Origin of the sequence: Lapidilactobacillus mulanensis (genome assembly GCF_003946215.1) — a bacterium.
GTDB classification, from domain to species: domain Bacteria; phylum Bacillota; class Bacilli; order Lactobacillales; family Lactobacillaceae; genus Lapidilactobacillus; species Lapidilactobacillus mulanensis.
Genome location: NZ_RHOW01000035.1, coordinates 1 through 21,509 on the forward strand (window position 1 = coordinate 1; position 21,509 = coordinate 21,509).

Annotated in this window: 19 protein-coding genes; 16 read left to right on the forward strand and 3 right to left on the reverse strand. The window is 41.9% G+C overall.

From position 1 onward, the window contains the following. Positions 1-190: 190 nt before the first annotated feature. The 4 genes from acpS (at position 191) to EKM67_RS08365 (ending at position 2,511) form a co-directional block, all read left to right on the forward strand. Positions 191-556: a holo-ACP synthase gene (acpS, locus tag EKM67_RS08350; RefSeq protein ID WP_125578565.1), complete on the forward strand. Its 366-nt coding sequence runs from the start codon at positions 191-193 to the stop codon at positions 554-556. A 7-nt stretch (positions 557-563) separates the two neighbouring features. Next, positions 564-1,697, forward strand: a complete 1,134-nt coding sequence (alr, locus tag EKM67_RS08355; RefSeq protein WP_125578566.1) for an alanine racemase — start codon at positions 564-566, stop codon at positions 1,695-1,697. A 192-nt stretch (positions 1,698-1,889) separates the two neighbouring features. Continuing rightward, complete coding sequence (locus tag EKM67_RS08360) at positions 1,890-2,132, forward strand: hypothetical protein (RefSeq protein WP_125578567.1); 243 nt, start codon at positions 1,890-1,892, stop codon at positions 2,130-2,132. Between the two features lie 16 nt (positions 2,133-2,148). Further along, positions 2,149-2,511: a type II toxin-antitoxin system PemK/MazF family toxin gene (locus EKM67_RS08365; RefSeq protein ID WP_125578568.1), complete on the forward strand. Its 363-nt coding sequence runs from the start codon at positions 2,149-2,151 to the stop codon at positions 2,509-2,511. A gap of 172 nt (positions 2,512-2,683) precedes the next feature. Here EKM67_RS08365 and cbpA read toward each other — a convergent pair whose 3' ends face one another. Further along, positions 2,684-3,343: a cyclic di-AMP binding protein CbpA gene (gene cbpA, locus EKM67_RS08370; protein WP_125578569.1), complete on the reverse strand. Its 660-nt coding sequence runs from the start codon at positions 3,341-3,343 to the stop codon at positions 2,684-2,686. Positions 3,344-3,473: 130 nt separating this feature from the next. Here cbpA and EKM67_RS08375 point away from each other — a divergent pair, with 130 nt between their 5' ends. Further along, complete coding sequence (locus tag EKM67_RS08375; protein ID WP_318531164.1) at positions 3,474-4,139, forward strand: O-methyltransferase; 666 nt, start codon at positions 3,474-3,476, stop codon at positions 4,137-4,139. Between the two features lie 65 nt (positions 4,140-4,204). Here the strand turns inward: EKM67_RS08375 and EKM67_RS08380 are convergent, their stop codons facing one another. Beyond that, complete coding sequence (locus EKM67_RS08380; RefSeq protein WP_125578571.1) at positions 4,205-5,590, reverse strand: L,D-transpeptidase family protein; 1,386 nt, start codon at positions 5,588-5,590, stop codon at positions 4,205-4,207. Positions 5,591-5,751: 161 nt separating this feature from the next. Next, the gene (locus EKM67_RS08385; protein ID WP_125578572.1) at positions 5,752-6,732 is read right to left on the reverse strand and encodes an L-lactate dehydrogenase; all 981 of its coding nucleotides are present in this window, start codon (positions 6,730-6,732) and stop codon (positions 5,752-5,754) included. A 401-nt stretch (positions 6,733-7,133) separates the two neighbouring features. On the opposite strand from EKM67_RS08385, the gene pth reads away from it, so the two are divergent. From pth to lysS, 11 genes are all read left to right on the forward strand, one after another. Then, entirely contained in the window at positions 7,134-7,697 is a 564-nt protein-coding gene (gene pth, locus EKM67_RS08390; RefSeq protein ID WP_125578573.1) for an aminoacyl-tRNA hydrolase, read from the forward strand. 387 nt (positions 7,698-8,084) lie between these two features. After that, entirely contained in the window at positions 8,085-11,648 is a 3,564-nt protein-coding gene (mfd, locus tag EKM67_RS08395; protein ID WP_125578574.1) for a transcription-repair coupling factor, read from the forward strand. 11 nt (positions 11,649-11,659) lie between these two features. Then, the gene (locus EKM67_RS08400; RefSeq protein ID WP_125578575.1) at positions 11,660-11,914 is read left to right on the forward strand and encodes an RNA-binding S4 domain-containing protein; all 255 of its coding nucleotides are present in this window, start codon (positions 11,660-11,662) and stop codon (positions 11,912-11,914) included. 282 nt (positions 11,915-12,196) lie between these two features. Next, a complete protein-coding gene (locus EKM67_RS08405) occupies positions 12,197-12,607 on the forward strand; it encodes an FtsB family cell division protein (protein ID WP_125578576.1) in 411 nt (136 codons plus the stop codon). A gap of 67 nt (positions 12,608-12,674) precedes the next feature. Next, positions 12,675-13,175 carry a S1 domain-containing RNA-binding protein gene (locus EKM67_RS08410; protein ID WP_125578577.1) on the forward strand — a complete coding sequence of 167 codons (501 nt, stop codon included), beginning with the start codon at positions 12,675-12,677 and terminating at the stop codon, positions 13,173-13,175. An 87-nt stretch (positions 13,176-13,262) separates the two neighbouring features. Further along, positions 13,263-14,639 carry a tRNA lysidine(34) synthetase TilS gene (gene tilS, locus EKM67_RS08415; protein ID WP_125578578.1) on the forward strand — a complete coding sequence of 459 codons (1,377 nt, stop codon included), beginning with the start codon at positions 13,263-13,265 and terminating at the stop codon, positions 14,637-14,639. 24 nt (positions 14,640-14,663) lie between these two features. Continuing rightward, complete coding sequence (gene hpt, locus EKM67_RS08420; protein ID WP_125578579.1) at positions 14,664-15,200, forward strand: hypoxanthine phosphoribosyltransferase; 537 nt, start codon at positions 14,664-14,666, stop codon at positions 15,198-15,200. Between the two features lie 91 nt (positions 15,201-15,291). Then, on the forward strand, positions 15,292-17,496 hold the full coding sequence (ftsH, locus tag EKM67_RS08425) for an ATP-dependent zinc metalloprotease FtsH (protein ID WP_125578580.1): 2,205 nt from the start codon (positions 15,292-15,294) through the stop codon (positions 17,494-17,496). A 356-nt stretch (positions 17,497-17,852) separates the two neighbouring features. Beyond that, complete coding sequence (gene hslO, locus EKM67_RS08430) at positions 17,853-18,734, forward strand: Hsp33 family molecular chaperone HslO (RefSeq protein ID WP_125578581.1); 882 nt, start codon at positions 17,853-17,855, stop codon at positions 18,732-18,734. A 116-nt stretch (positions 18,735-18,850) separates the two neighbouring features. After that, complete coding sequence (dusB, locus tag EKM67_RS08435) at positions 18,851-19,810, forward strand: tRNA dihydrouridine synthase DusB (protein ID WP_379894910.1); 960 nt, start codon at positions 18,851-18,853, stop codon at positions 19,808-19,810. A gap of 47 nt (positions 19,811-19,857) precedes the next feature. Continuing rightward, positions 19,858-21,333, forward strand: a complete 1,476-nt coding sequence (gene lysS / locus EKM67_RS08440; RefSeq protein WP_125578583.1) for a lysine--tRNA ligase — start codon at positions 19,858-19,860, stop codon at positions 21,331-21,333. Positions 21,334-21,509: the final 176 nt, after the last annotated feature.

The window sequence follows — 21,509 nt, forward strand, 5'->3', positions numbered from 1 at the left end:
ATGTCCTATTTATTTTGGCAAATAAAAACTGGTATTAGTTTTACCAACACCAGAAAGTGTAGACCCGCTTAAACTTCAAGTAAAAAGAAAATCTGAAGTGAATTTGATTCACGATGTTTTGAATAAATTGAATTTTACTTCACTCTGAATTTCGTTTATGATATGAGTAGTGTGAAGGGATGTGAACGGTATGATTTATGGTAACGGAGTCGATTTGACAGATATTCCTAGAATCAGAAAAGCATATGAACGTAATCCGCGCTTTGCGGTTAAAGTTTTGACGGATAAAGAGTTTCAACTCTTTGAAAAAATTACTAACGTGAAATTTAAAATTGAATTTTTAGCCGGTCGTTTTTCTGCTAAAGAATCTTATTCGAAAGCATTTGGAACCGGCTTGGGTAAAATAGGGTTGCACGACATTGAAATTTTAGATGATCCCTTAGGCAAACCAGTCGTGACTAAACAGCCGTATTCTGGAAATGCGTTCGTTTCAATTTCGCACACCGACGCGTTGGTCATGACCGAAGTAATTTTAGAAATTTCAGAAAAGAGTTAAATTCAAAATGCAAAAATCATATTTGCGTCCTACTTATATCGAAGTTGATCAACAAGCAATTTACCATAATGTGCATGAAACTAAAAATCGGTTGCATGATGACACAGAATTATTTGCTGTCGTTAAAGCAGATGCTTATGGACATGGGTTGATTCCAGTCGCTCGGGTTTGTCGAGAGGCAGGAGCGACTGGTTTTTGTGTGGCGACTATGGATGAGGCAATCGCGTTGAGAAATGCCCAGATCACGGAGCCTATCTTGGTGCTGGGTATTACCAGCCCACAAACGGCTGCTATTGCGGCTGTTCAGCATATTTCGCTAACTGTCGGTGATTTAGATTGGTTGGCAGAAGCGACAACTTATTTGCAGGCCGACACGAATCTACCGGTGTTGAACCTTCACTTGGCGTTGGATACAGGCATGGGGCGAATCGGCTTCACTGAAAAAAATAATTTGGCAGCAGCTATCCAACAAATTAATGAGTCGTTGACTTTTAATTTTGAAGGGATCTTCACGCATTTCGCGACCGCTGATGAAATTGACCAGCATTATTTTGATCAGCAACTGGCCAAGTTCAATGATATGATGTCTGTTGTCAGCCAACGTCCACGTTATGTGCATGTCGCTAATTCGGCGACGAGTTTGTGGCATCAAGTTTGTCACGCAAATATGATTCGTTTCGGTATTGGCATCTATGGATTGAATCCATCTGGATCGGCGATCGAATTGCCTTATGAATTGCAGCCAGCCCTGTCATTATATAGCGAGTTAGTGTTCGTCAAACAAATTCCTGCTGGTGCAGCTGTCAGCTATGGTGCAACTTATCACGCCAGTACAGCCGAGTGGATCGGGACGATTCCGATCGGTTATGCGGATGGTTGGCTACGTCGCTTATCTGGAATGACCGTATTGATCAATGGGGTTCGTTGCCCAATCGTCGGCCGTGTATGTATGGATCAGATCATGGTCAGACTTCCAGAAAAATTTGCTGTTGGTGCGAAAGTGACCTTGATCGGTCGAGATGGTGATGATGAAATCAGTGCTCAAGAAGTGGCTGAGTATTCAAACACGATCCATTACGAAATCATTTGCGGTTTGCATGATCGAATTCCTCGCCATTATTTACCGCGACGAGAGGATTAACGAACGATGAAAATTAAATGAACCAGGTCTATGATGACCTGGTTTCTTAATATGTACTATTTTATGATCACATTTTGAGTAATTGGTAATGTTGGGTTTCGCAACTACCCTGGCTTGATTTTCTGCGAGAAAATGTTATGATTCAGAAGTAGGAAAGACGTTGGATTTGTTGGGATACATGGAGGTTTCAAAATGACGCTTATGACTGATGACAAAATAACACCTGTTACCGACCGAATTTTGAAAGATGCCTTATTACAATATTGCGAGTTTTATCAGATCGATCCGCAAACGGTCGTTGATCAAGCGGTCAGTGATTTTTTGGGTCACCACGATCAGACGGTTATTAGTCTGGTTCATGGTTATGCCGAAATGGCCACGTTAAATTCGGAGATTTGTCGAGAATATTCTGGCTGCGAAGCAAAAATTGATTAAGATGTGAGTTGATTAAATGGAATTAAATGAAATTAAACGCGGCGATATTTTTTTCGCCGATTTATCACCGGTCGTGGGCTCTGAACAGGGTGGCATGCGACCGGTTTTGATTGTTCAAAATGATGTGGGTAATCACTATAGCCCAACGGTGATCGTCGCGGCGATCACTGCCAAAATATCCAAGCCTAAGATGCCAACGCACGTTGGTATTCTGCCGAGCCAGGATGGTATCGAACGTGACTCGGTAATTTTGACTGAACAGGTGCGAACAATCGATAAACAACGCTTGAAAGAAAAAGTGACCCACTTAACCGATGATAAAATGAAGGCCGTTGATCATGCTTTGAAAATTAGTCTTGGATTAGTGGAATCTGATTAATACATATTTCCAGTGAAAAGTTTACGCGTATCGGCGCAATTGCGTGAGCATAAAAAAGCATCCATATGATCAGAAGTTCTCGCGTTAATAGTCGCGAAAGCCTCGATGATGTGGATGCTGTTTTATTAATCGTAATTCCTAATTTAGACAAGCCAATTAGCGGTTTGGAAAGTTAATTTTCATTGCGTAATGTGTTTCCTGACTGTAAATCATCGATTTCTGAAACGTGATACTGTTTCTTCTCTAAACGGTCGACGATCGCGTCTAAAGTCTTACGATCAACGCCGGCAGGTAACGTCATCAAAGTTCGACGCACAATGGCATCTTTCTTAGCATCGAGCGTTAAGCAGCCAGCAATTGAAGAATATTTCGTGATGATCTTAGACATTTCTTCTAATTCGCCACGTTCACCAGTCGACATGATGGTTAAAACGTAACTGCCAATATCTAAGTTCCAAGCTTCAGACAACATTCCCAGCAATTTCGCATGAGTTAAGATACCATAGAAGTTGTGGTTTTCGTCTAGGACAGCAATGTATGGAAGATCCTTGATATTGAAGAAGACTTTGAAAAATGGTGAATCGATGTCGATCGTTTTTGTCGCGTTTTTAAGCAAATAAGTGACGGGCAGCTTCATGTTGCCACCTTGAGCGATGTGACGGTAAATATGCATTTTGTAAATATTGCCGCGGAAAATCTTGCCAGATTCATCACTGATCGGCACACAACGATATCCAGAATTTTCTAGGATTTCAAGGGCCTCTTCAAGCGTGGCGGTCTCTTTCACGGTAGTCAAGTTCTCTTTTTTCAAAACCAGTGACTTAATAAGCATGTCGTTCCCTCCAGATACATTAACTTTCGTTGCTATCATAACATAAAATGCGAGTCTTTGAAATATATGAGAGCCTAATAAGAGAATTTAATCTAAAATAATGTGAGGTAGATGAGAATTGCGCAACGAAATGATGTCACGACCAGTGATCAATGAAAAAGTGCTTCAATATTTACGCCAACAACCCGTCCCGTTAAGCCCAAAGTTGCGGGGAATAGAAGAATTCGCAAACGAGAAGCGAATTCCCATAATCCCTCATGAAACTGTCAGCTATCTTTATCAACTGGTCAATCAGCTGCGGCCAACCAAGATTTTAGAAGTGGGGACTGCGATCGGTTTTTCGGCGGCGTTATTTGTGGAAGCCAGTCAACAACAGACGCGCGTCACCACAATCGACCGGTTTGAAGAAATGTACCAGCGCGCGCAGACTAACTGGCAAAGCCTTGGCTATCAATCGCAAATTCAATTGTTAACCGGAGATGCTGCCGATATTTTACCAATGTTGACTGGACAATACGAATTAATTTTTCTAGATGCGGCCAAAGCACAGTATATTAATTTCTTGCCTGAAGCATTACGCTTGTTGGCCCCAGAAGGGGTGCTGTTGATCGATGACGTCTTACAAGGCGGAACGATCTTCGAACCGATCGAATCGATCAGGCATCGCGACAAGGGCATTCACCGGCATCTGAACCAATTACTTGATACTGTATATGCCGACGACGAGTTATTGACCACCTTATTGCCATTAGGGGATGGCTTATTAAAAATCACCAGGCGTGAAATACAAAAATAATACGAGCGGAAAATAAAAACAGGCTATCCGAACATTTTGTCGGATAGCCTGCTTTAGTGAATACTTTAGAATACAACTACGGGAATTCCTGTGGAAACTAGATCAAAAATCTTTGCGACCGTTGCAGGTGGCGTATTGATACACCCATGAGAACCGTGTGTTTTATACCAGTCACCACCATATTGAGGTTGCCAGGATGAATCGTGAATACCAACACCGGTTTCATCGATCGGCATCCAGTAACCAACTTTCGTGGCGTAATTCGAACCATCACCATTTTCGCCTTTTAAGACGGAATTACGTTCTTTTTTCCAAATTGACCAAACGCCAACTGGAGTATCGTGACCAGGTTTACCAGTGACGACATCGGTATCAATTTTCATTTGCCCATCGATGTAAACCCACATGTGTTGGTTTTGAATATCGACTTCGATATAAGTGTTACCGATATCGTTGCCAGTGCCATAACCAGTCTTGGAATAGCCAGTACCAACGATCACGGGTTCGCGAGTGAAGTCTTTACCAGCCATAATGGCTTCTGTGAGCTTCGGCAATTCACTTGCGGTGCTGATACTCCAGCCATAAATGCCTGCTGGTACGGTAACTGTGCCTCGTTTGGTGGACTTGAAGCTACGTGACTTGTTATAAGTGGCGTACTTATCATTCAGTGAACTTAAGTAGGCCTTCATTGCGGCTTGATCGAGTGAAATCTTACCATTATCATCACTTAACCACTGATGGATCATCGTCGGTGTAACTGTTTCGGTGTGCCCTGCGATGGTGTAGGTACCTGTAATTTGATCAAGCTTTTTAATTCTTTCGAGTTCTGCAGTTAACTTTGAATTAGTTTTAGTAATTTTTGGTTGTTCGTAGGCAGTTGAAAGTTGAATCTTTTGATTACCATTTGCAATGCTTTGCTTAATGGTCTTGATGACCGCACTTTTTGAAAAAACATTGCCTTGAACTTGATCTTTAATTTGATAACTGTCAGAAGCCTTGATGATTTTCGCGTCTTCTGATTCACGACGATCCTTATTGAGTGTTTTCAATGTGGCATCAACATATTGATCCAAGGTGGTCTGATTGATATTAATGAGTGCAACAGACTCAACACTCTCAGCCTTAACTAATGTTGCCAATGACCAAGAATTTTGTTTATTCATCAGTGAGTCAAGATATTGGCTGGAATTCTGAGTAACACCCAGTTCTTTGCCGGACACCTGTGTGAGTTGTTCTTTCTTGTCATAGAGCTGGTATTTGCTGTTGACAAGCTGGTCCTCTAGCTTGGTTTTAGCCTGAGTAGGGGTTAGCTTTGCCAGATCTACACCTTCGACACTCGTGCCTGGTAAGAAATGGGACTGGTAGTAGACGCCGCGATAAACATAGAAAGCACCAACCACAGCTACTAGTGAACCGAGTACTGCGGTCAACACCTTTGTTTTCTTTTTCATTTCGAATCCACCTAACATATTTGATCATAATTCTAAGTTCATTATACCAATTATTGTGACCGATTGAAACGAAGTCGTTTCAGCATTAGAAACCTTTAAATAACATCGGCACAAAAAAAGAACGGGAAGGTCCCGTTCTTCAAAATATAATCAAATTAAGATTATTGGCGAGTCTTAATGTCGTTTGCAGCAAAAGCATCGTCAAGAACTTTCTTTAATTGATCAGCAGATGCATGCATCGATTGTGATTCGTGATCTGTTAAAGGAATTTCCATAATGTTTGAAATACCTTCTCGACCAATAACGGCAGGAGTACCGATATAAATATCGTTCAAACCATATTGGCCATCCATGTATACAGATAATGGCAATACAGCATGTTCGTCATCAAGAATAGCACGAGTGATACGAGCCAATGCAGTAGCGATACCATAGAAAGTAGCGCCCTTTAAGTTAATGATCGTGTAAGCTGCATCACGAACATCTTCAAACATTTGAACTAACTTGCTTTCGTCGATCTCTGGATGTTGTTTAACCCATTCAGCAATCTTGATACCACCAATGTTAGCGTGTGACCAAACGGCAAATTCAGTATCGCCATGTTCGCCCATGATGTAAGCGTGGACCGAACGAGCATCAACGTTAACCAATTCAGCGATTGATTGACGAAGACGTGAAGTATCTAGTGAAGTACCTGAACCAATAACACGTTCCTTAGGGAAGCCTGAAAGTTTCCAAGTTGCGTAAGTTAAGATATCAACTGGGTTAGCAGCAATCACGAAAATACCCTTGAAACCTGATTCAACAATTGGATCAACGATTGACTTCAAGATCTTTAAGTTCTTGTTAACTAAGTCTAAGCGAGTTTCACCTGGTTTTTGTGGTGCACCAGCAGTGATAACAACAACATCTGCATCAGTTGCATCTGAATATTCTGCAGAATAGATTTTCTTAGGAGAAGTGTATGGTAACGCATTTGAAAGATCGATTGCATCGCCTTTAGTTTTATCTTTAGCGATATCAACGATTCCGATTTCCTGAGCGATTCCTTGGAGTACTAATGCATATGCAAAACTAGAACCAACAGCACCGTCGCCGACAAGTAATACTTTCTGGCGATCATGACTTTTAGTATTTGACATTAAGAGACATCCTTTCTGATTTCCATAATTAAGACCTTTGTTAGTATAACACATTCATGAATTATTGGCAGTTAAAATCGCTCGTTTTCATGAAAAAGGGTTTAAAAATTATTAGTTTTTCAAATCACAATCAGCAATCACGCAAGAAAGCGGTTTTACAACCGCTTTCATATTTATGCTTTAATTATTTGGTTAGATTCTACTAATGCGGAATTAAAGTTTGTTATTTGAATCTCAAATCATCTGACCAACTTTTAGCTTTTGCAATCGTCATTTCAAGTAGGAACATTTATTTTAAAGGCCAAGATGTGCTATAATTTGTCGCTGATGCGATGTTCATTAATTTGGGCAGATCGAGGTTTCTTGATAAACATAATACGTAGATGAACGAGGTCGGTATTTTGAAGATGATCGTTGGGTTAGGTAACCCAGGTAATAAATATGATAATACAAAACATAATGTTGGTTTTAACACAGTTGAACGTCTAGCTTCAGAATTAAAATTAAACATTGCCAAAAATGAATTTTCCGCGCTGACAGCCAGTACAAAAATCAACGGTGAAAAAGTTTTGTTGGTCAAGCCTTTAACTTTCATGAATGATTCAGGACGCGCAGTGGGAGATTTGATGCGCTATTATCAAGTCTCACCAGCAGAAATTGCGGTGATTCAGGATGATTTAGATATGCCATTAGGAAAATTACGGTTAAGAACACACGGTGCCTCTGGTGGTCATAACGGAATTAAAAGTATCATCAAGGCGGTCGGCAACGAAGAATTTAATCGTGTTAAAATTGGGATCCAACATCCGCAACGTTCCAAAGTCGTGGATTGGGTGCTAACACCATTCAGTAAAGACGATCAACCTGTGATCGAATTGGCAATGGATCACGCGGTTGCCGCCTTAAACGAGTGGATCACTGAGGATACTAAGTTTACAAATTTGATGAATCAATATAATGGGTAGGATTCGCAACACGGGACGTGTTTTGAAAGATTGAAACCAAGTATCTAAGCAAGAATAACTAGAAATCTTCAAACCAAGATTTTAGTTATTCTCACTTAGCCATTGTTTTCAACCCATCTTTCTACACAACATAAACGTGTTCATGACCAATGAAATTTCCGGTTAACTGATCCAAAACTGAAATCCAAAAGCAGGATTTTAGTTTTGGATAAAGTTAATCCTCAATTTCAACCCTTGGTCATTCACAACATAAACGTGCTCCGAAAGATTGAAACCAAGTGTCTAAGCAAGAATAACTAGAAATCTTTAAACCAAGATTTTAGTTATTCTCACTTAGCCATTAGTTTCAACCATCTTTCTACACAACTTGCTTTTTTGGAGGTTTGCATGGATTTGATTGATTTTTATAGTCAGGCGGTGGATCTGCCTGCTATTCTGAAGGACTGGGAGGCTCCTCAGCGGCGATTGGTCACTGGGCTGAATGGTTCTGCTGAGTCGCTTTATCTGGCTGGGTTGGTGCGGCATTCGTCGCAACCGATCCTTTTTGTCGTGGACAGTGGTTTTCATGCAAGTAAATTTGTGGACGACTTGAATCATTTATTACCTGCTGATCAGGTCTTTTATTTTCCTGTTGAAGAAGTGGTGGCTGCTCAAGGTGCAACGAGTTCTCCTGAATCTCGGAATTTGCGGATTCAAGCACTCAACTTTCTGCAAAGTCAGCAGCCAGGCATAGTTGTCACTTCTGCTGCCGGATTTAGTTATGAGCTCACGGATGCAGACAAATTTCAGCAGTCGGTCATCGATGTTCACAGTGACGGTCAATTAGATCTTGCTCGCTTACCTGATCGATTGGTGGAAATGGGTTATGAGCGGCAAAAGTTGGTTGCCAAGCCCGGCGAATTTGCGATTCGTGGTGACATTGCGGATATCTTTCCACTCGATTTTGAAGATCCAATTCGAATTGAATTATTTGACGATGAAATCGATAGTATTCGGCGTTTTGATTTAGCCACGCAACGTAGTATTGAAAATTTGACGGCGCTCAAAATTCTTCCTGCCCGTGATCGTTTGATCTCGATCGATGACCGTAAATCAGCGGCTGTGAAAATTCAGAAGAGTCTCACTAAAGAGTTAAAACGCATCCATGATAAAGAAAAGCAGGATGAAGTCGCCAAGAGTAAAAATAGTCGCAAACAAGAGGAGACTCGTGTTACTTCTTTAAAGGAATATTTTCAAAATGCGATCAGTGAGTTAGGTGAAGGCATTCTCGGTGATCAGGCCAGCTTGTTGATTGATTTTCTGACGGAAAAGCCTTCGTCGTTAACGGATTATTTATCTGATCAGGGTCTAGTGGTGTTCGATGATTTTGGCCGGTTGTTAGATAAAGTCGATGACATGGCGCAAGAATTAGCCGGTTGGCAAACCGATCAGTTGGAGCTTGGTCATTTATTACCAGAGCAGAAAATACGATTGGATTTTCGACAGGTTCACCGTGATATTTCGCAACGTCAATTGCATATTGCACTATTTCAACGTGGGTTGGGAAACTTGCGCTTCGATCAACTGATCAATGTGACGATGCGTACCGTTCAACAGTTCTTTAGTCAAATGCCTTTGATCAAGACAGAAATGGATCGTTGGCACAAGCAGAATCGAACCGTGTTGGTTTTAATTCCCGAAGAAGGTCGTCGAAAACATTTGCAACAAACTTTTCGTGACTTTGAAGTGAATGTGGCACTCGCCGCTGACGACGATATTCAAGTGGATCAATTACAATTAATTGCCGGTAATTTGCATAACGGGTTTGAAATTCCGGAAGCTAAGTTAGTTGTGTTAACGGAATGGGAATTATTTAATCGAGTCAAAAAACAAACGCCGGCTCGTCGGCAAACGATGGCTAACACGGAGCGGTTGCGTAGTTATAATGAATTAAAACCTGGAGATTATGTTGTTCACGTTAATCATGGGATCGGCCGTTACGAAGGCATGCAAACCATCGAAGTGGATGGAGTTCATCGCGATTATTTAACGATCACTTATCAAGACAGTGCGCAACTTTTTATTCCAGTCGATCAATTGAACATGGTCAGCAAGTACGTTTCTGCAGAAGGCAAGTCGCCACACATTAATCGTCTTGGTGGCAGCGAGTGGCAGAAAACAAAGAAAAAAGTTGCCAGTCGTATTGAAGACATTGCAGATGACCTAATTGACTTGTATGCTAAACGACAAGCAGAAAAAGGCCATGCGTTTGGGCCAGATGATGATTTGCAGAAACAATTTGAAAATGAATTTCCATATACTGAAACACCGGATCAATTGCGTAGTACTGAGGAAGTTAAACATGATATGGAGCAACCACGACCAATGGATCGCTTATTGGTCGGTGATGTGGGCTTTGGTAAAACGGAAGTGGCCTTGCGAGCAGCTTTTAAAGCCATCGAAGAAAATAAACAGGTGGCGTTTTTAGTTCCGACCACGATTCTTGCGCAACAGCATCTGGAAACGATGCAAGATCGTTTCAGTGATTTTCCCATTAATATTGCGATCATGTCACGTTTTCAAACTTCGGCCGAGAATAAGAAAACCATCAACGGTTTGAAAAAAGGGACGATCGATATTGTCGTCGGCACGCACCGGTTATTGTCTAAAGATGTGGGCTTTCAAGATCTAGGTCTGTTGATCATCGATGAAGAGCAGCGTTTCGGTGTGAAACACAAAGAACGAATGAAACAGTTGCGCTCGCAAGTGGATGTTTTGACATTGACTGCTACACCAATTCCGCGGACCTTGCACATGTCCATGATCGGCGTCCGCGACCTATCCGTAATCGAGACGCCACCGACGAATCGTTATCCCATCCAAACCTATGTGATGGAACAAAATGCCGGTGCAATCAAGTCATCAATTGAACGTGAGATCGAGCGGCATGGACAGGTCTTTTATTTGCATAATCGTGTGGAAGACATTGAGCGGACTGTCGATCAAATTCAGGCCTTGGTTCCGGAAGCCACGGTCGGCTTTGCTCATGGACAAATGACTGAGAATCAGCTTGAAAATGTCATCTATAATTTCGTCAATGGTGAATTCGATGTTCTTGTGACCACGACCATTATTGAAACCGGCGTGGATATGCCCAATGCGAATACGTTGATCGTTGAAAATGCAGATCGATACGGTCTATCACAATTGTATCAATTGCGTGGCCGGGTCGGTCGCTCGAGTCGAATTGCATATGCCTATTTAATGTACTCGCCTGCTAAAGTTTTGACGGAAGTGAGTGAGAAGCGGCTGCAAGCAATCAAAGATTTCACCGAATTAGGTTCTGGTTTCAAAATTGCGATGCGTGATTTGTCGATTCGTGGGGCAGGTAACTTATTAGGCAAGCAGCAGCATGGTTTCATTAACTCGGTCGGTTTTGATTTGTATTCGCAGATGTTAAATGACGCTGTTAAAAAGAAACAACACGAAAAAGTGGTGCCCGTTTCTAATGCGGAGCTGAAATTAGCAATCGATGCGTATTTACCTTCGAATTATGTGGATGACAGTCGCCAGAAAATTGAAATTTATAAACGCGTTCGTCAAATCGAAAATGTCCCTCAACTCGAAGAAATTCAAGCTGACTTGATCGATCGTTTCGGTGATTATCCTCATGAAGTTGAAAACCTTTTGTCGGTCGGTCAATTGAAATTACTCGCCGATCAAATTCAATTGGAACAAATCAAACAGGAACCGGGATCAATTCAAATTATATTTAGCAAAGCGGGCACCAAGTTGTTAGATGGTGAAGCTTTATTTTCAGCATTAAGTACCATTGATTACCATGCAGATGTTAAGATAGAACAGGAACGGTATCAAATTAAATTTCAGATCCCTAAAAAAGAGGTCAGCGATCAAGACTGGCTGAAGAAGTTAATGACTTTTTTGCAGGCGGTCGAAAAAATCGAATCTTAGGAGTTGAGCGCATGCGCTTAGACAAATATTTAAAAGTTTCTCGCTTGATCAAACGGCGAACAGTTGCTAAAGAAATCGCCGATAAAGGGCGGATCAGTATTAACGGTAAAGTTGCTAAGTCATCAACTGACGTGAAATTAGACGATGAGTTAACTTTATTATTTGGGAACAAAACATTGGTCGTTAAGATCACAGCTATCAAAGAAACTACCAAAAAAGATGACGCCGAGGAAATGTACGAAGTTGTCAGCGACACGAAAGCGTAGTCGACCAACTGATTTTGGTGATCATTCATTGCCGATTGAATTCACACGGGAATCAACGTACTAAGATAGACGGGCCACTGCAAATCCATCACTGACAAGTATTATTTGTGAGTGAAAGGTGTTTTTGCAAGGGTTCGTTTATTTTTTTGACTTAAGAATTCTGTTGCCCGATTATTGAATTCTTAAGTAATGTGACAAATCGATTAAAGATTTGCGAAATGAGTTAAATTTATTTCTGCATATGATATACTCAAACTAGTTAACTAAAACGGGAGTAAGCCTATGCAACAGCAAATTCAGTCAAATGGAAAAGTGACCAGTATTGGAAATCGTTTTGTGCGTGAAGCCGAGCAGCATCAAGAAGATGAACAGCATCATCAATTCTTGAAGCGTGTGCATTATCGGCGTATTTTTGGGCTGCTTTTAATTCTGGCAATCGTTGCAATCGGTTTTGGTAGCCAGATTGTTCACGCACGACAAAACAACGAGCGGTTGCAAGCACAAGTTCAAGTGCAAAACAAGAAATTGACTGCGGTTCAGCAAACGCGCTCCGATTTAAAAATCCAAGTGAAACAGTTGAATAATAATACTTACTTAGAAAAATTGATCCGTTACAAGTATGATTACTCGAAAAATGGCGAGATCGTTTTTACATTACCTGAGGCGAATAGCTCAATTAATGCGAAAAACTAGCTTGAAATGAACTTGTTCGGTGGTATACTAAACTAATAAAGTGTATCCAAGGAGGATTTTTTGGTTTATGGCAGTTGAGATTGGGTCGAAGGTTACAGGTAAGGTAACCGGAATTACCAACTTCGGAGCATTTGTTGATTTAGGTGCTGGTCAGAGTGGTTTAGTCCACATCAGTGAAATTTCGAATCAATATGTGAAGGACATTCATGATGTATTAAGTGTTGGTGATACCGTTACAGTTAAGGTAGTTTCAAATCAAAATGGCAAGATTGGGTTGTCGATCAAGCAAGCAACCGAGCCACAACCAACTGCGGCAGTCCACCGAGCTCCTCGTGAGCACCAACCACATGAACACCGTGAGAATTATTCAAGCAATAATCATCACAGTGCCAGCAATCACGGCTCGAGCAATTATAATTCTAGCCGCAATAATAACAGTAATAATTATGGCCATCAGGATTTTGATGGCATGCTTTCAGGTTTCTTGAAGGAAAGCGAAGATCGATTAACATCGATCAAGCGCAATACTGAAGGTAAACGTGGCGGCCGTGGCGGTCGTAGGGGTTAAGCGTCGATTAAGAAGCATTCGTAAGAGTTGAATCTAGTTTTCTGGTTCAGCTCTTTTTTTACAATATAATCCTTAGATCGGAGGTCAATGTTGGAGCTTTCAGCTGAAGATTTTTGTACGCACTGGCGAAATCTTGTCGGTAATGCTAATCAGCAAGTCAAAGTTGTTTTAGCTTTTTCTGGTGGCGTCGATTCGATGAGTTTGCTCGATTTGTTGTCGCGTCTACCACTGGATGCGCGGCCACAACTTCATTTGGCCTATTTCAATCATCAATTACGAGAAGATAGTCCGGCCGAAGAAACTTTTGTGCGTCAGCAGGCACAAAGATACGAAGTCGGGCTCACGGTCGGTCATTGGACGACGGACCATACCGCGAGAACCGAAGCAGCGGCGCGCCAGGCCCGTTATAATTTTTTAGGGACAGTGTTAGCTGATCAGTCTGCTGAATATTTACTGACCGCGCACCACGCCGATGATTTACTTGAAACAATCATCATGAAATTGATTCGGAGCGGCGCAATTGGCGAATTGCCCGGTCTTAAAGAAAAAACGGCCTTCAACGGCGCACAGCTTTTAAGGCCCTTATTATCTTATGATAAGCAACAATTGTATGCATACGCCAAGTCACATCAATTAGCATTTGTTGAAGATCAGACGAATCAAACAGATTTTACGATGCGCAATCGTTTACGGCACCATTTCGTTCCTGATCTGAAAGCGGAGAACGATCAATTATTAGCTCATTCTCAGCGGTTTGCAAATGAATTAGTTGCAACGCAAAAACTGGCGAGCATGCAAATCCAATCTTTTTTTAAAGAGATGGCAGTTCAGCAATCATCGGAGCACATCATGGGCGCATTACCTCAACTTTCGCTAAGTAATCATGAGTGGCAATTGTTATGGTCCACTTTCTGGCAAACTTATTTACCAGATCAGCCACTTCTGAACCTTGGGCAGCTGGCACAAATTGCGCAACTGTCGCGGCAACCGACTGGACATCATCAAATAGATTTAGCCGATCAATGGCAGTTCACCCAAAGCTATGGTCGATTTGAGATCAGTCGGCAATCACAAGATTCGAAACAGAATGTGGAAATAGCGAAAAAATCGATTGCTTTAGAACTTGATCAGTGGTGCCAAGTGTCAGATTTTCGAATCGGGGTATTTCGTCAATTACCCGCGGATTATCACGGAGAAATTGTCGCGACGTTTCAGACGGTTCAAGACCCAGAACGATTGATTTTACGACATCCGGTGACAGGCGATCGTGTGGTCTTGGCAAATGGTCAGCAACAAAAATTACGACGACGAATGATCGATTCAAAAGTGCCCGTGACCAGACGAAATTCACTCTGGCTTTTGCAAGTGGAGGATTTAATTGTCTGGGTGGAAAATATCTACAATTATAAATTGTCGAATGGCCCAGAAACTGCTAAAATCATTTATGTATTAGTTGATCATTAATAATTGCTAATTAAGGAGATAGATATGCGCGAAGATATTGAAAAAGTCATTGTCTCAACAGAGCAGATCGATGAGATCGTTCAACGTTTAGGCCGGCAATTACATCAAGAATATCAGGGTAAAAATCCGATTTTTATCTGTATTCTTAAGGGTGCCGTGATTTTTATGACCGATTTGATCAGAGCCTATGATGATTTGTCGGAAATCGAGTTCATGGATGTATCTAGTTATGGCGATGCACTCGAGTCGAGTGGTGAGGTAAGGATCATCAAAGATCTTGATGTTCCTGTGAATGGTCGTAATGTCGTGATCGTTGAAGACATTATCGATACCGGACGCACGCTTGCTGCATTGATCAAGCTTTTGCAAACTCGTGGTGCGGCTTCAATCAAGATTTGCTCGTTATTGAGTAAAGAGGCGCATCGCTTGATCAATGTCCACGTCGATTATATCGGTGTTGGGGTTCCAGATGAATTTTTGGTTGGCTATGGATTGGACTATAAGAATCAATATCGTAATCTTCCGTTTATCGGCGTTTTAAAGCCAGAAATTTATGAGTAAACTATTAGTCAAATATGGTCAAATATGATATGATAACACCATTCGATTATTGAGATAATAATGATAATCGTTTGACTTCAGGAGGTTGTAAATGAAAAATAACCGAAATCGACTGTTAAATAGCGGTTTGTTTTATATTATTGTTTTTGTTGCCATCGTCGGTGGTATAAGTTTCTTCTTTAATCGTGGAAATAGTGGGACAACGGAGAGCTTGAGTCAGAGCCAATTTGTTAGCCAACTAGAAGCCAAAAAAATTAAAGAAATCAGCTTACAGCCTGCCAATGGTGTTTACCAGATCACTGGTGAATACAAGAAGGCACAAAAAAAGGAAACATCTTCTAACTCACTTGGGTTAATGGGTGGTTCTTCAACAACTGAAGTGACTGGCTTCACGACATCATTATTACCTAATGACGCTTCCTTAGCTCAGATCACGAAGATTGCTCAAAACAATAACGTTAAAGTAAATGCACGCCAAGAATCACAGTCAGGTGTATGGATCAGCTTATTGACCATGCTGTTGCCAACTGTCCTATTGTTTGTGTTCTTCTACTTCATGATGAACCAATCAGGACAAGGCGGCGGTGGTGGCGGTGGCCGTGGCGTTATGAGCTTCGGTAAAACACACACTAAGCCAGAAGATTCAAAGAAAAACAAAGTTCGTTTCTCCGATGTTGCAGGTGCAGAGGAAGAGAAACAAGAATTAGTCGAAGTTGTTGAATTCTTGAAGAATCCTAAGAAGTTCAATGCTTTAGGCGCACGAATTCCTAAGGGTGTCTTGCTTGAAGGCCCTCCTGGTACTGGTAAGACTTTACTTGCGCGAGCAGTTGCAGGTGAAGCAGATGTGCCATTCTTCTCGATTTCTGGTTCAGATTTCGTCGAGATGTTTGTCGGTGTTGGTGCTTCACGTGTTCGTGATTTATTCGAGAATGCCAAGAAGAGTGCACCTGCGATTATCTTTATCGATGAAATTGATGCCGTTGGTCGTCAACGTGGCGCCGGCATGGGTGGCGGTCACGATGAACGTGAGCAAACCTTGAACCAATTATTGGTCGAAATGGATGGGTTCCAAGGCAACGAAGGTGTTATCGTCATTGCTGCAACGAACCGCTCAGATGTGTTAGATCCAGCCTTACTTCGTCCTGGTCGTTTTGACCGTAAGATTTTGGTTGGTCACCCAGATGTTAAGGGCCGTGAAGCTATTTTGAAAGTTCACGCTAAGAATAAACCCTTCGCTGATGATGTTGATTTGAAAGTTGTTGCACAACAAACACCAGGTTTCGTCGGTGCCGATTTGGAGAACTTGTTAAACGAAGCCGCTTTAGTTGCAGCTCGTCGTAACAAAACCAAGATCGATGCTAAAGATATTGACGAAGCTGAAGATCGTGTCATTGCCGGACCAGCTAAACGTGATCGTGTGATCAATCCTAAGGAACGAAACACGGTTGCTTATCATGAAGCCGGTCATGCATTGATCGGTTTGGTTCTAAGCGATTCTCGTACTGTCCGTAAAGTCACCATTGTTCCGCGTGGACGCGCTGGTGGTTATGCCATCATGTTGCCACGTGACGATCAATTCCTTTTGACTAAGAAGGAAATGGATGAACAAATCGTTGGTTTGATGGGTGGTCGTACCGCCGAAGAAATCATCTTCAACGTTGAATCATCTGGTGCATCGAATGACTTCGAACAAGCCACTCAGATTGCACGTAGCATGGTCACTCAATATGGGATGTCGAAACGTCTTGGAACAGTGACACTCGAAAGCGATTCACAACCATTCTTAGGCGCGTCTTATGGCCAACAACCCCCATATTCACAGGCGACTGCTGCGGCCATTGATGATGAAGTACGTCGGATCATCGACGAAGCTCATAAACGTGCTTACGAAATTTTGCAAGCTCATCGTGAACAACACAAGCTCATTGCCGAAGCATTGTTGAAGTATGAAACCTTGGATGAAAAAGAAATTCTCAGTCTGTTCAACGAAGGCAAAATGCCTGAAAGAAAAACTGATGAGTTCCCAAGTGAGCATGCAGCAACATTTGCAGAGTCTAAGCGAGCATTAGAACAAAAAGATGCTCAGCAACAAGAAGCTAGCTCAGATGGTGAAGCTCAGCAAGATGCAAGTTCAGAAGAAACGACAGATCCTAGTGTCCAATCCTCTGAAAATGCGGAGACAACCTCTGATTCAAATGAAACAAGTTCAACTACTGAGGTAAATGATTCTGAATCTTCAGAGAATCCAACGACTCAACAGTCCGACGATTCTGATGAGAATCATCCCGAAGTCTAATATGATTTGAATATGAAAGCCCTGAGATTAAATTTCTCGGGGCTTTTTATGTGGCTTGTTAGGTTATGCGGATGTGAACCCGAGTTAACGGCACATTCGTTTTGTTGCATTAGATCTGGTTGTATAAAGATTCTGGGTGTGTATTTTCATACAGTGTATCGGTAACTGGAGTTTGGTGTTTGAGAAGACAAAATTCGTTTTTACTGGTTTGTCTTTGGAGTTTTTTAAGCGTATATTTGCATATTTAACTTGCAAAATACGTTGTTTTAGTAAGTAATCATTATTCTAATCTGGAAATTTGTGTTACATTAGACTATGATTATTTATTGACGGATTTTTCAGTAAGGAGAATTAATTTGACGGATTATTTAGTTAGAGCAGTGATTGAAGATGGCGCTTTTAGAATGTTGGCAGTCAACGGCTCAGAAATTGTGCAGACAGCGCAGCAAGATCATGCAACCTTACCAGCGTCTTCTGCGGCATTAGGGCGAACATTGATCGGCACGCTGCTATTGAGTAGCGCCTTATTAAAAGACGAAGAGAAACTAACTGTGCGCATTCTCGGCGATGGTCCAGTCGGTGGTATTATTGCGGATGGCAATGCCAAAGGTGAGGTCAAAGGTTATATTCAAAATCCACAAGTCAATCTACCACTAAATCCATTAGGCAAGATCGATGTGCGTCGCGCCGTCGGAACTAAGGGTATGGTTAGTGTGACCAAGGATCTTGGCTTGAAACAACCATTTACGGGACAAGTGCCGATCACTTCTGGAGAAATTGCTGAAGACCTGACCTATTATTTGGCTAAGTCGGAGCAAATTCCTTCTGCAATGGGACTTTCTGTATTTGTCAATCAAGACAATTCGATCGGTGTTGCTGGTGGATTCTTGATTCAAACGCTGCCCGGCGCAACTGATGAACAATTAACTGGGTTGGAAAAACGGCTTAAAGAAATCCCGTTGGTGTCGAATTTACTACGTGAAGGTCAGACGCCAGAAGCTATTTTGAAAACCATTTTTGCCGATCAACCGATTAAGTTTTTGGGACAAACGCCTGTACAATTCAAGTGTGATTGTTCAAAAGAACGTTTTGGTAATGCATTAGCGACACTGCCACGGCATGAATTACAAGCGATGATCGACGAAGACCATGGCGCAGACGCGGTATGCAAGTTTTGTAATACCCACTATCAGTTTGACGTGGACGAATTGAAAAATATTCTTAAGTCTGCTGACTAAGTTGCAAAACACGCGTTATTTTTGATAAGATTAAGCAATTGAGAAATAGGAGCGATGAAGTCGTGGAATGGCAAATTGGTAATGTGACGATCCCTAATCAAGTTGTTGTGGCCCCAATGGCGGGGATCACAAACTCAGCTTTTCGGATGGTTGCAAAAGAGTTCGGAGCCGGATTGGTTGTCTGTGAAATGATCAGTGACCGCGGTATTATGTATCACAATCAAAAAACGTTAGACATGATGTTCGTGGATTCTAATGAACATCCAATTAGTATTCAAATTTTTGGTGGCACCAAAGAGACCCTAGTAAATGCGGCAAAATTTGTTGACCAACACACTAAAGCGGATATTATCGATATTAATATGGGTTGTCCAGTGAACAAAGTCGTCAAGACCGATGCCGGTGCCAAATGGTTGCTGGATCCCGATAAAGTTTATGAGATGGTTGCGGCAGTCGTGGATGCGGTGGAGAAACCCGTCACGGTTAAAATGCGGACTGGCTGGGATGAAGACCATATTTTTGCAGTCGAAAACGCTAAGGCAGCGCAACGTGCAGGTGCTTCGGCCTTGGCAATGCATGGTCGTACTCGTAAGCAAATGTATACCGGACATGCAGACTGGAATATTTTGAAAGATGTCCGTCAAGTTTTGACGATTCCATTCATGGGCAATGGGGATGTGCGCACACCTCAGGATGCCAAACGGATGTTGACTGATGTCGGAGCCGATGCCGTCATGATCGGTCGTGCAGTTTTAGGCAACCCATGGATCTTGCGGGCAGTGAATCATTATATTGATACCGGTGAATTGATCGAAGAACCAACACCACGTGAAAAAATTGCCACGGCAGAAGAGCAACTACAGCGCTTAGTCACGTTAAAGGGCGAGCATGTTGCTGTACCTGAATTTCGTCAGCAGGCAGCCTATTATCTTAAAGGTATTCCTCGCGCAGCTCGCACTAAGGCGGCAGTCAACGAAGTTTTAACACAAGCAGAAGTTAATCAGATCCTGGACGATTTTGTGGATGTTTATGAAGCAAGAACGAACACAGAAGAACATACGAGTCATATTGCATAAAGGGAGTTGTCATTGTGGCAAATAAGGAAAAAAACGAGCAGGCAGAAATGAATGATCAGTTGGTCGTCCGGCGTGAAAAAATGGAGGCATTGCGTGCAGAAGGTATCGATCCATTCGGTACTAAGTTTGAGCGCACTCATTTAGCACAGCAACTACATGACAAATTTGACCAAATAGACAAAGAAACGCTCGAGTCACAATTGTCAGAGGTCACGGTTGCTGGCCGCATGATTTCTAAGCGAGGAAAGGGTAAAGTTGGCTTCGCGGATCTTCGTGATCGCAGTGGCAAGATCCAACTTTACGTTCGTAAAGATGTCGTTGGTGAGGATAATTATCAGATTTTTAAGAAGGCAGACTTAGGTGATTTCCTTGGTATTACTGGAGAAGTCATGAAGACGGACACTGGTGAATTAACGGTCAAGGCGACTCATGTGACTTTCTTGACTAAGGCGTTGCGTCCATTGCCAGATAAGTTTCACGGGTTAAACAATGTTGAACAGATTTATCGTCAACGTTATCTTGATTTGATTGCAAATGAAGATAGCTTCGATCGGTTTATTAAACGTAGTCAAATTGTTAAAGCTGTTCGTGAATATCTTGATAATGAAGGCTTTACCGAGGTTGAAACATCTTCGCTGCATGCACAGCCAGGTGGTGCAACTGCCAAACCATTTACCACGCATCACAATGCACTCAATATCGATCTTTATTTACGGATCGCGCTCGAATTGCAATTGAAACGTCTGATTGTCGGTGGAATGGAACGCGTATACGAAATTGGACGCGTCTATCGTAATGAAGGAATCGATACGCGTCATAATCCTGAATTTACGATGCTTGAATCTTATGCAGCCTATTTTGATTTTAAAGACGTCATGGATGAAACTGAAGGTATTTTCCGTCACGCTGCCCAAAAAGTTTTGCATACGGGTAAGTTCCAGTATCAGGGACAGGATGTCGATCTCGATCAACCATTCCAACGAATTCACATGGTTGACGCGATCAAGAAAGAAACTGGTGTTGATTTCTGGCCAGAAATGTCACTTGATCAAGCACGTCAGTTGGCCGATGAGCACCATGTTCATTATGAATCTTATTGGCAAGTGGGACATATCATCAATGAATTCTTCGAACAGTTTGTTGAAGAGACACTTCAACAGCCAACGTTTGTGTATGGTCATCCAATCGAAGTTTCGCCATTAGCTAAGAAAAACGCTGATGATCCACGATTCACGGATCGATTTGAATTGTTTATTCTTGGCGCCGAATATGCCAATGCGTTTTCTGAATTGAATGACCCAATCGATCAGAAGGTTCGTTTTGAAGAGCAAGATGCAGAACGCACAGCTGGTAATGACGAAGCTCATGGTGTTGATTATGATTATATCGAAGCACTAGAATACGGAATGCCGCCAACGGGTGGTTTAGGTATTGGTATCGATCGCTTAGTGATGTTATTGACTGATGCGCCATCGATTCGAGATGTGTTACTTTTCCCAACAATGCGTCCAGAACAAGAATAGTTTTTAGCGGCTAGAATCCTATGAAGGATCCTAGCTTTTTTTATTATCAAGGAATCCTGGTGTAAAGGCAATCGTTCGTTCATCAGAAAAATAAATCAGAATAATTTGCAATTTCTTATTGACGTAATAAATTGAAGTTGATAAGATAGTTGTTGTTGCAAAAAACAACGACGACT

Coding starts and splice junctions, on each gene's coding strand:
- tilS (WP_125578578.1), top strand. CDS start 13,263: ATGTTGGAGCTTTCAGCTGAAGATTTTTGTACGCACTGGCGAAATCTT.
- EKM67_RS08385 (WP_125578572.1), bottom strand. CDS start 6,732: ATGTCAAATACTAAAAGTCATGATCGCCAGAAAGTATTACTTGTCGGC.
- dusB (WP_379894910.1), top strand. CDS start 18,851: ATGGCGGGGATCACAAACTCAGCTTTTCGGATGGTTGCAAAAGAGTTC.
- mfd (WP_125578574.1), top strand. CDS start 8,085: ATGGATTTGATTGATTTTTATAGTCAGGCGGTGGATCTGCCTGCTATT.
- hpt (WP_125578579.1), top strand. CDS start 14,664: ATGCGCGAAGATATTGAAAAAGTCATTGTCTCAACAGAGCAGATCGAT.
- EKM67_RS08405 (WP_125578576.1), top strand. CDS start 12,197: ATGCAACAGCAAATTCAGTCAAATGGAAAAGTGACCAGTATTGGAAAT.
- alr (WP_125578566.1), top strand. CDS start 564: ATGCAAAAATCATATTTGCGTCCTACTTATATCGAAGTTGATCAACAA.
- EKM67_RS08360 (WP_125578567.1), top strand. CDS start 1,890: ATGACGCTTATGACTGATGACAAAATAACACCTGTTACCGACCGAATT.
- EKM67_RS08365 (WP_125578568.1), top strand. CDS start 2,149: ATGGAATTAAATGAAATTAAACGCGGCGATATTTTTTTCGCCGATTTA.
- lysS (WP_125578583.1), top strand. CDS start 19,858: ATGAATGATCAGTTGGTCGTCCGGCGTGAAAAAATGGAGGCATTGCGT.
- EKM67_RS08410 (WP_125578577.1), top strand. CDS start 12,675: ATGGCAGTTGAGATTGGGTCGAAGGTTACAGGTAAGGTAACCGGAATT.
- ftsH (WP_125578580.1), top strand. CDS start 15,292: ATGAAAAATAACCGAAATCGACTGTTAAATAGCGGTTTGTTTTATATT.
- cbpA (WP_125578569.1), bottom strand. CDS start 3,343: ATGCTTATTAAGTCACTGGTTTTGAAAAAAGAGAACTTGACTACCGTG.
- acpS (WP_125578565.1), top strand. CDS start 191: ATGATTTATGGTAACGGAGTCGATTTGACAGATATTCCTAGAATCAGA.
- EKM67_RS08375 (WP_318531164.1), top strand. CDS start 3,474: ATGATGTCACGACCAGTGATCAATGAAAAAGTGCTTCAATATTTACGC.
- EKM67_RS08400 (WP_125578575.1), top strand. CDS start 11,660: ATGCGCTTAGACAAATATTTAAAAGTTTCTCGCTTGATCAAACGGCGA.
- EKM67_RS08380 (WP_125578571.1), bottom strand. CDS start 5,590: ATGAAAAAGAAAACAAAGGTGTTGACCGCAGTACTCGGTTCACTAGTA.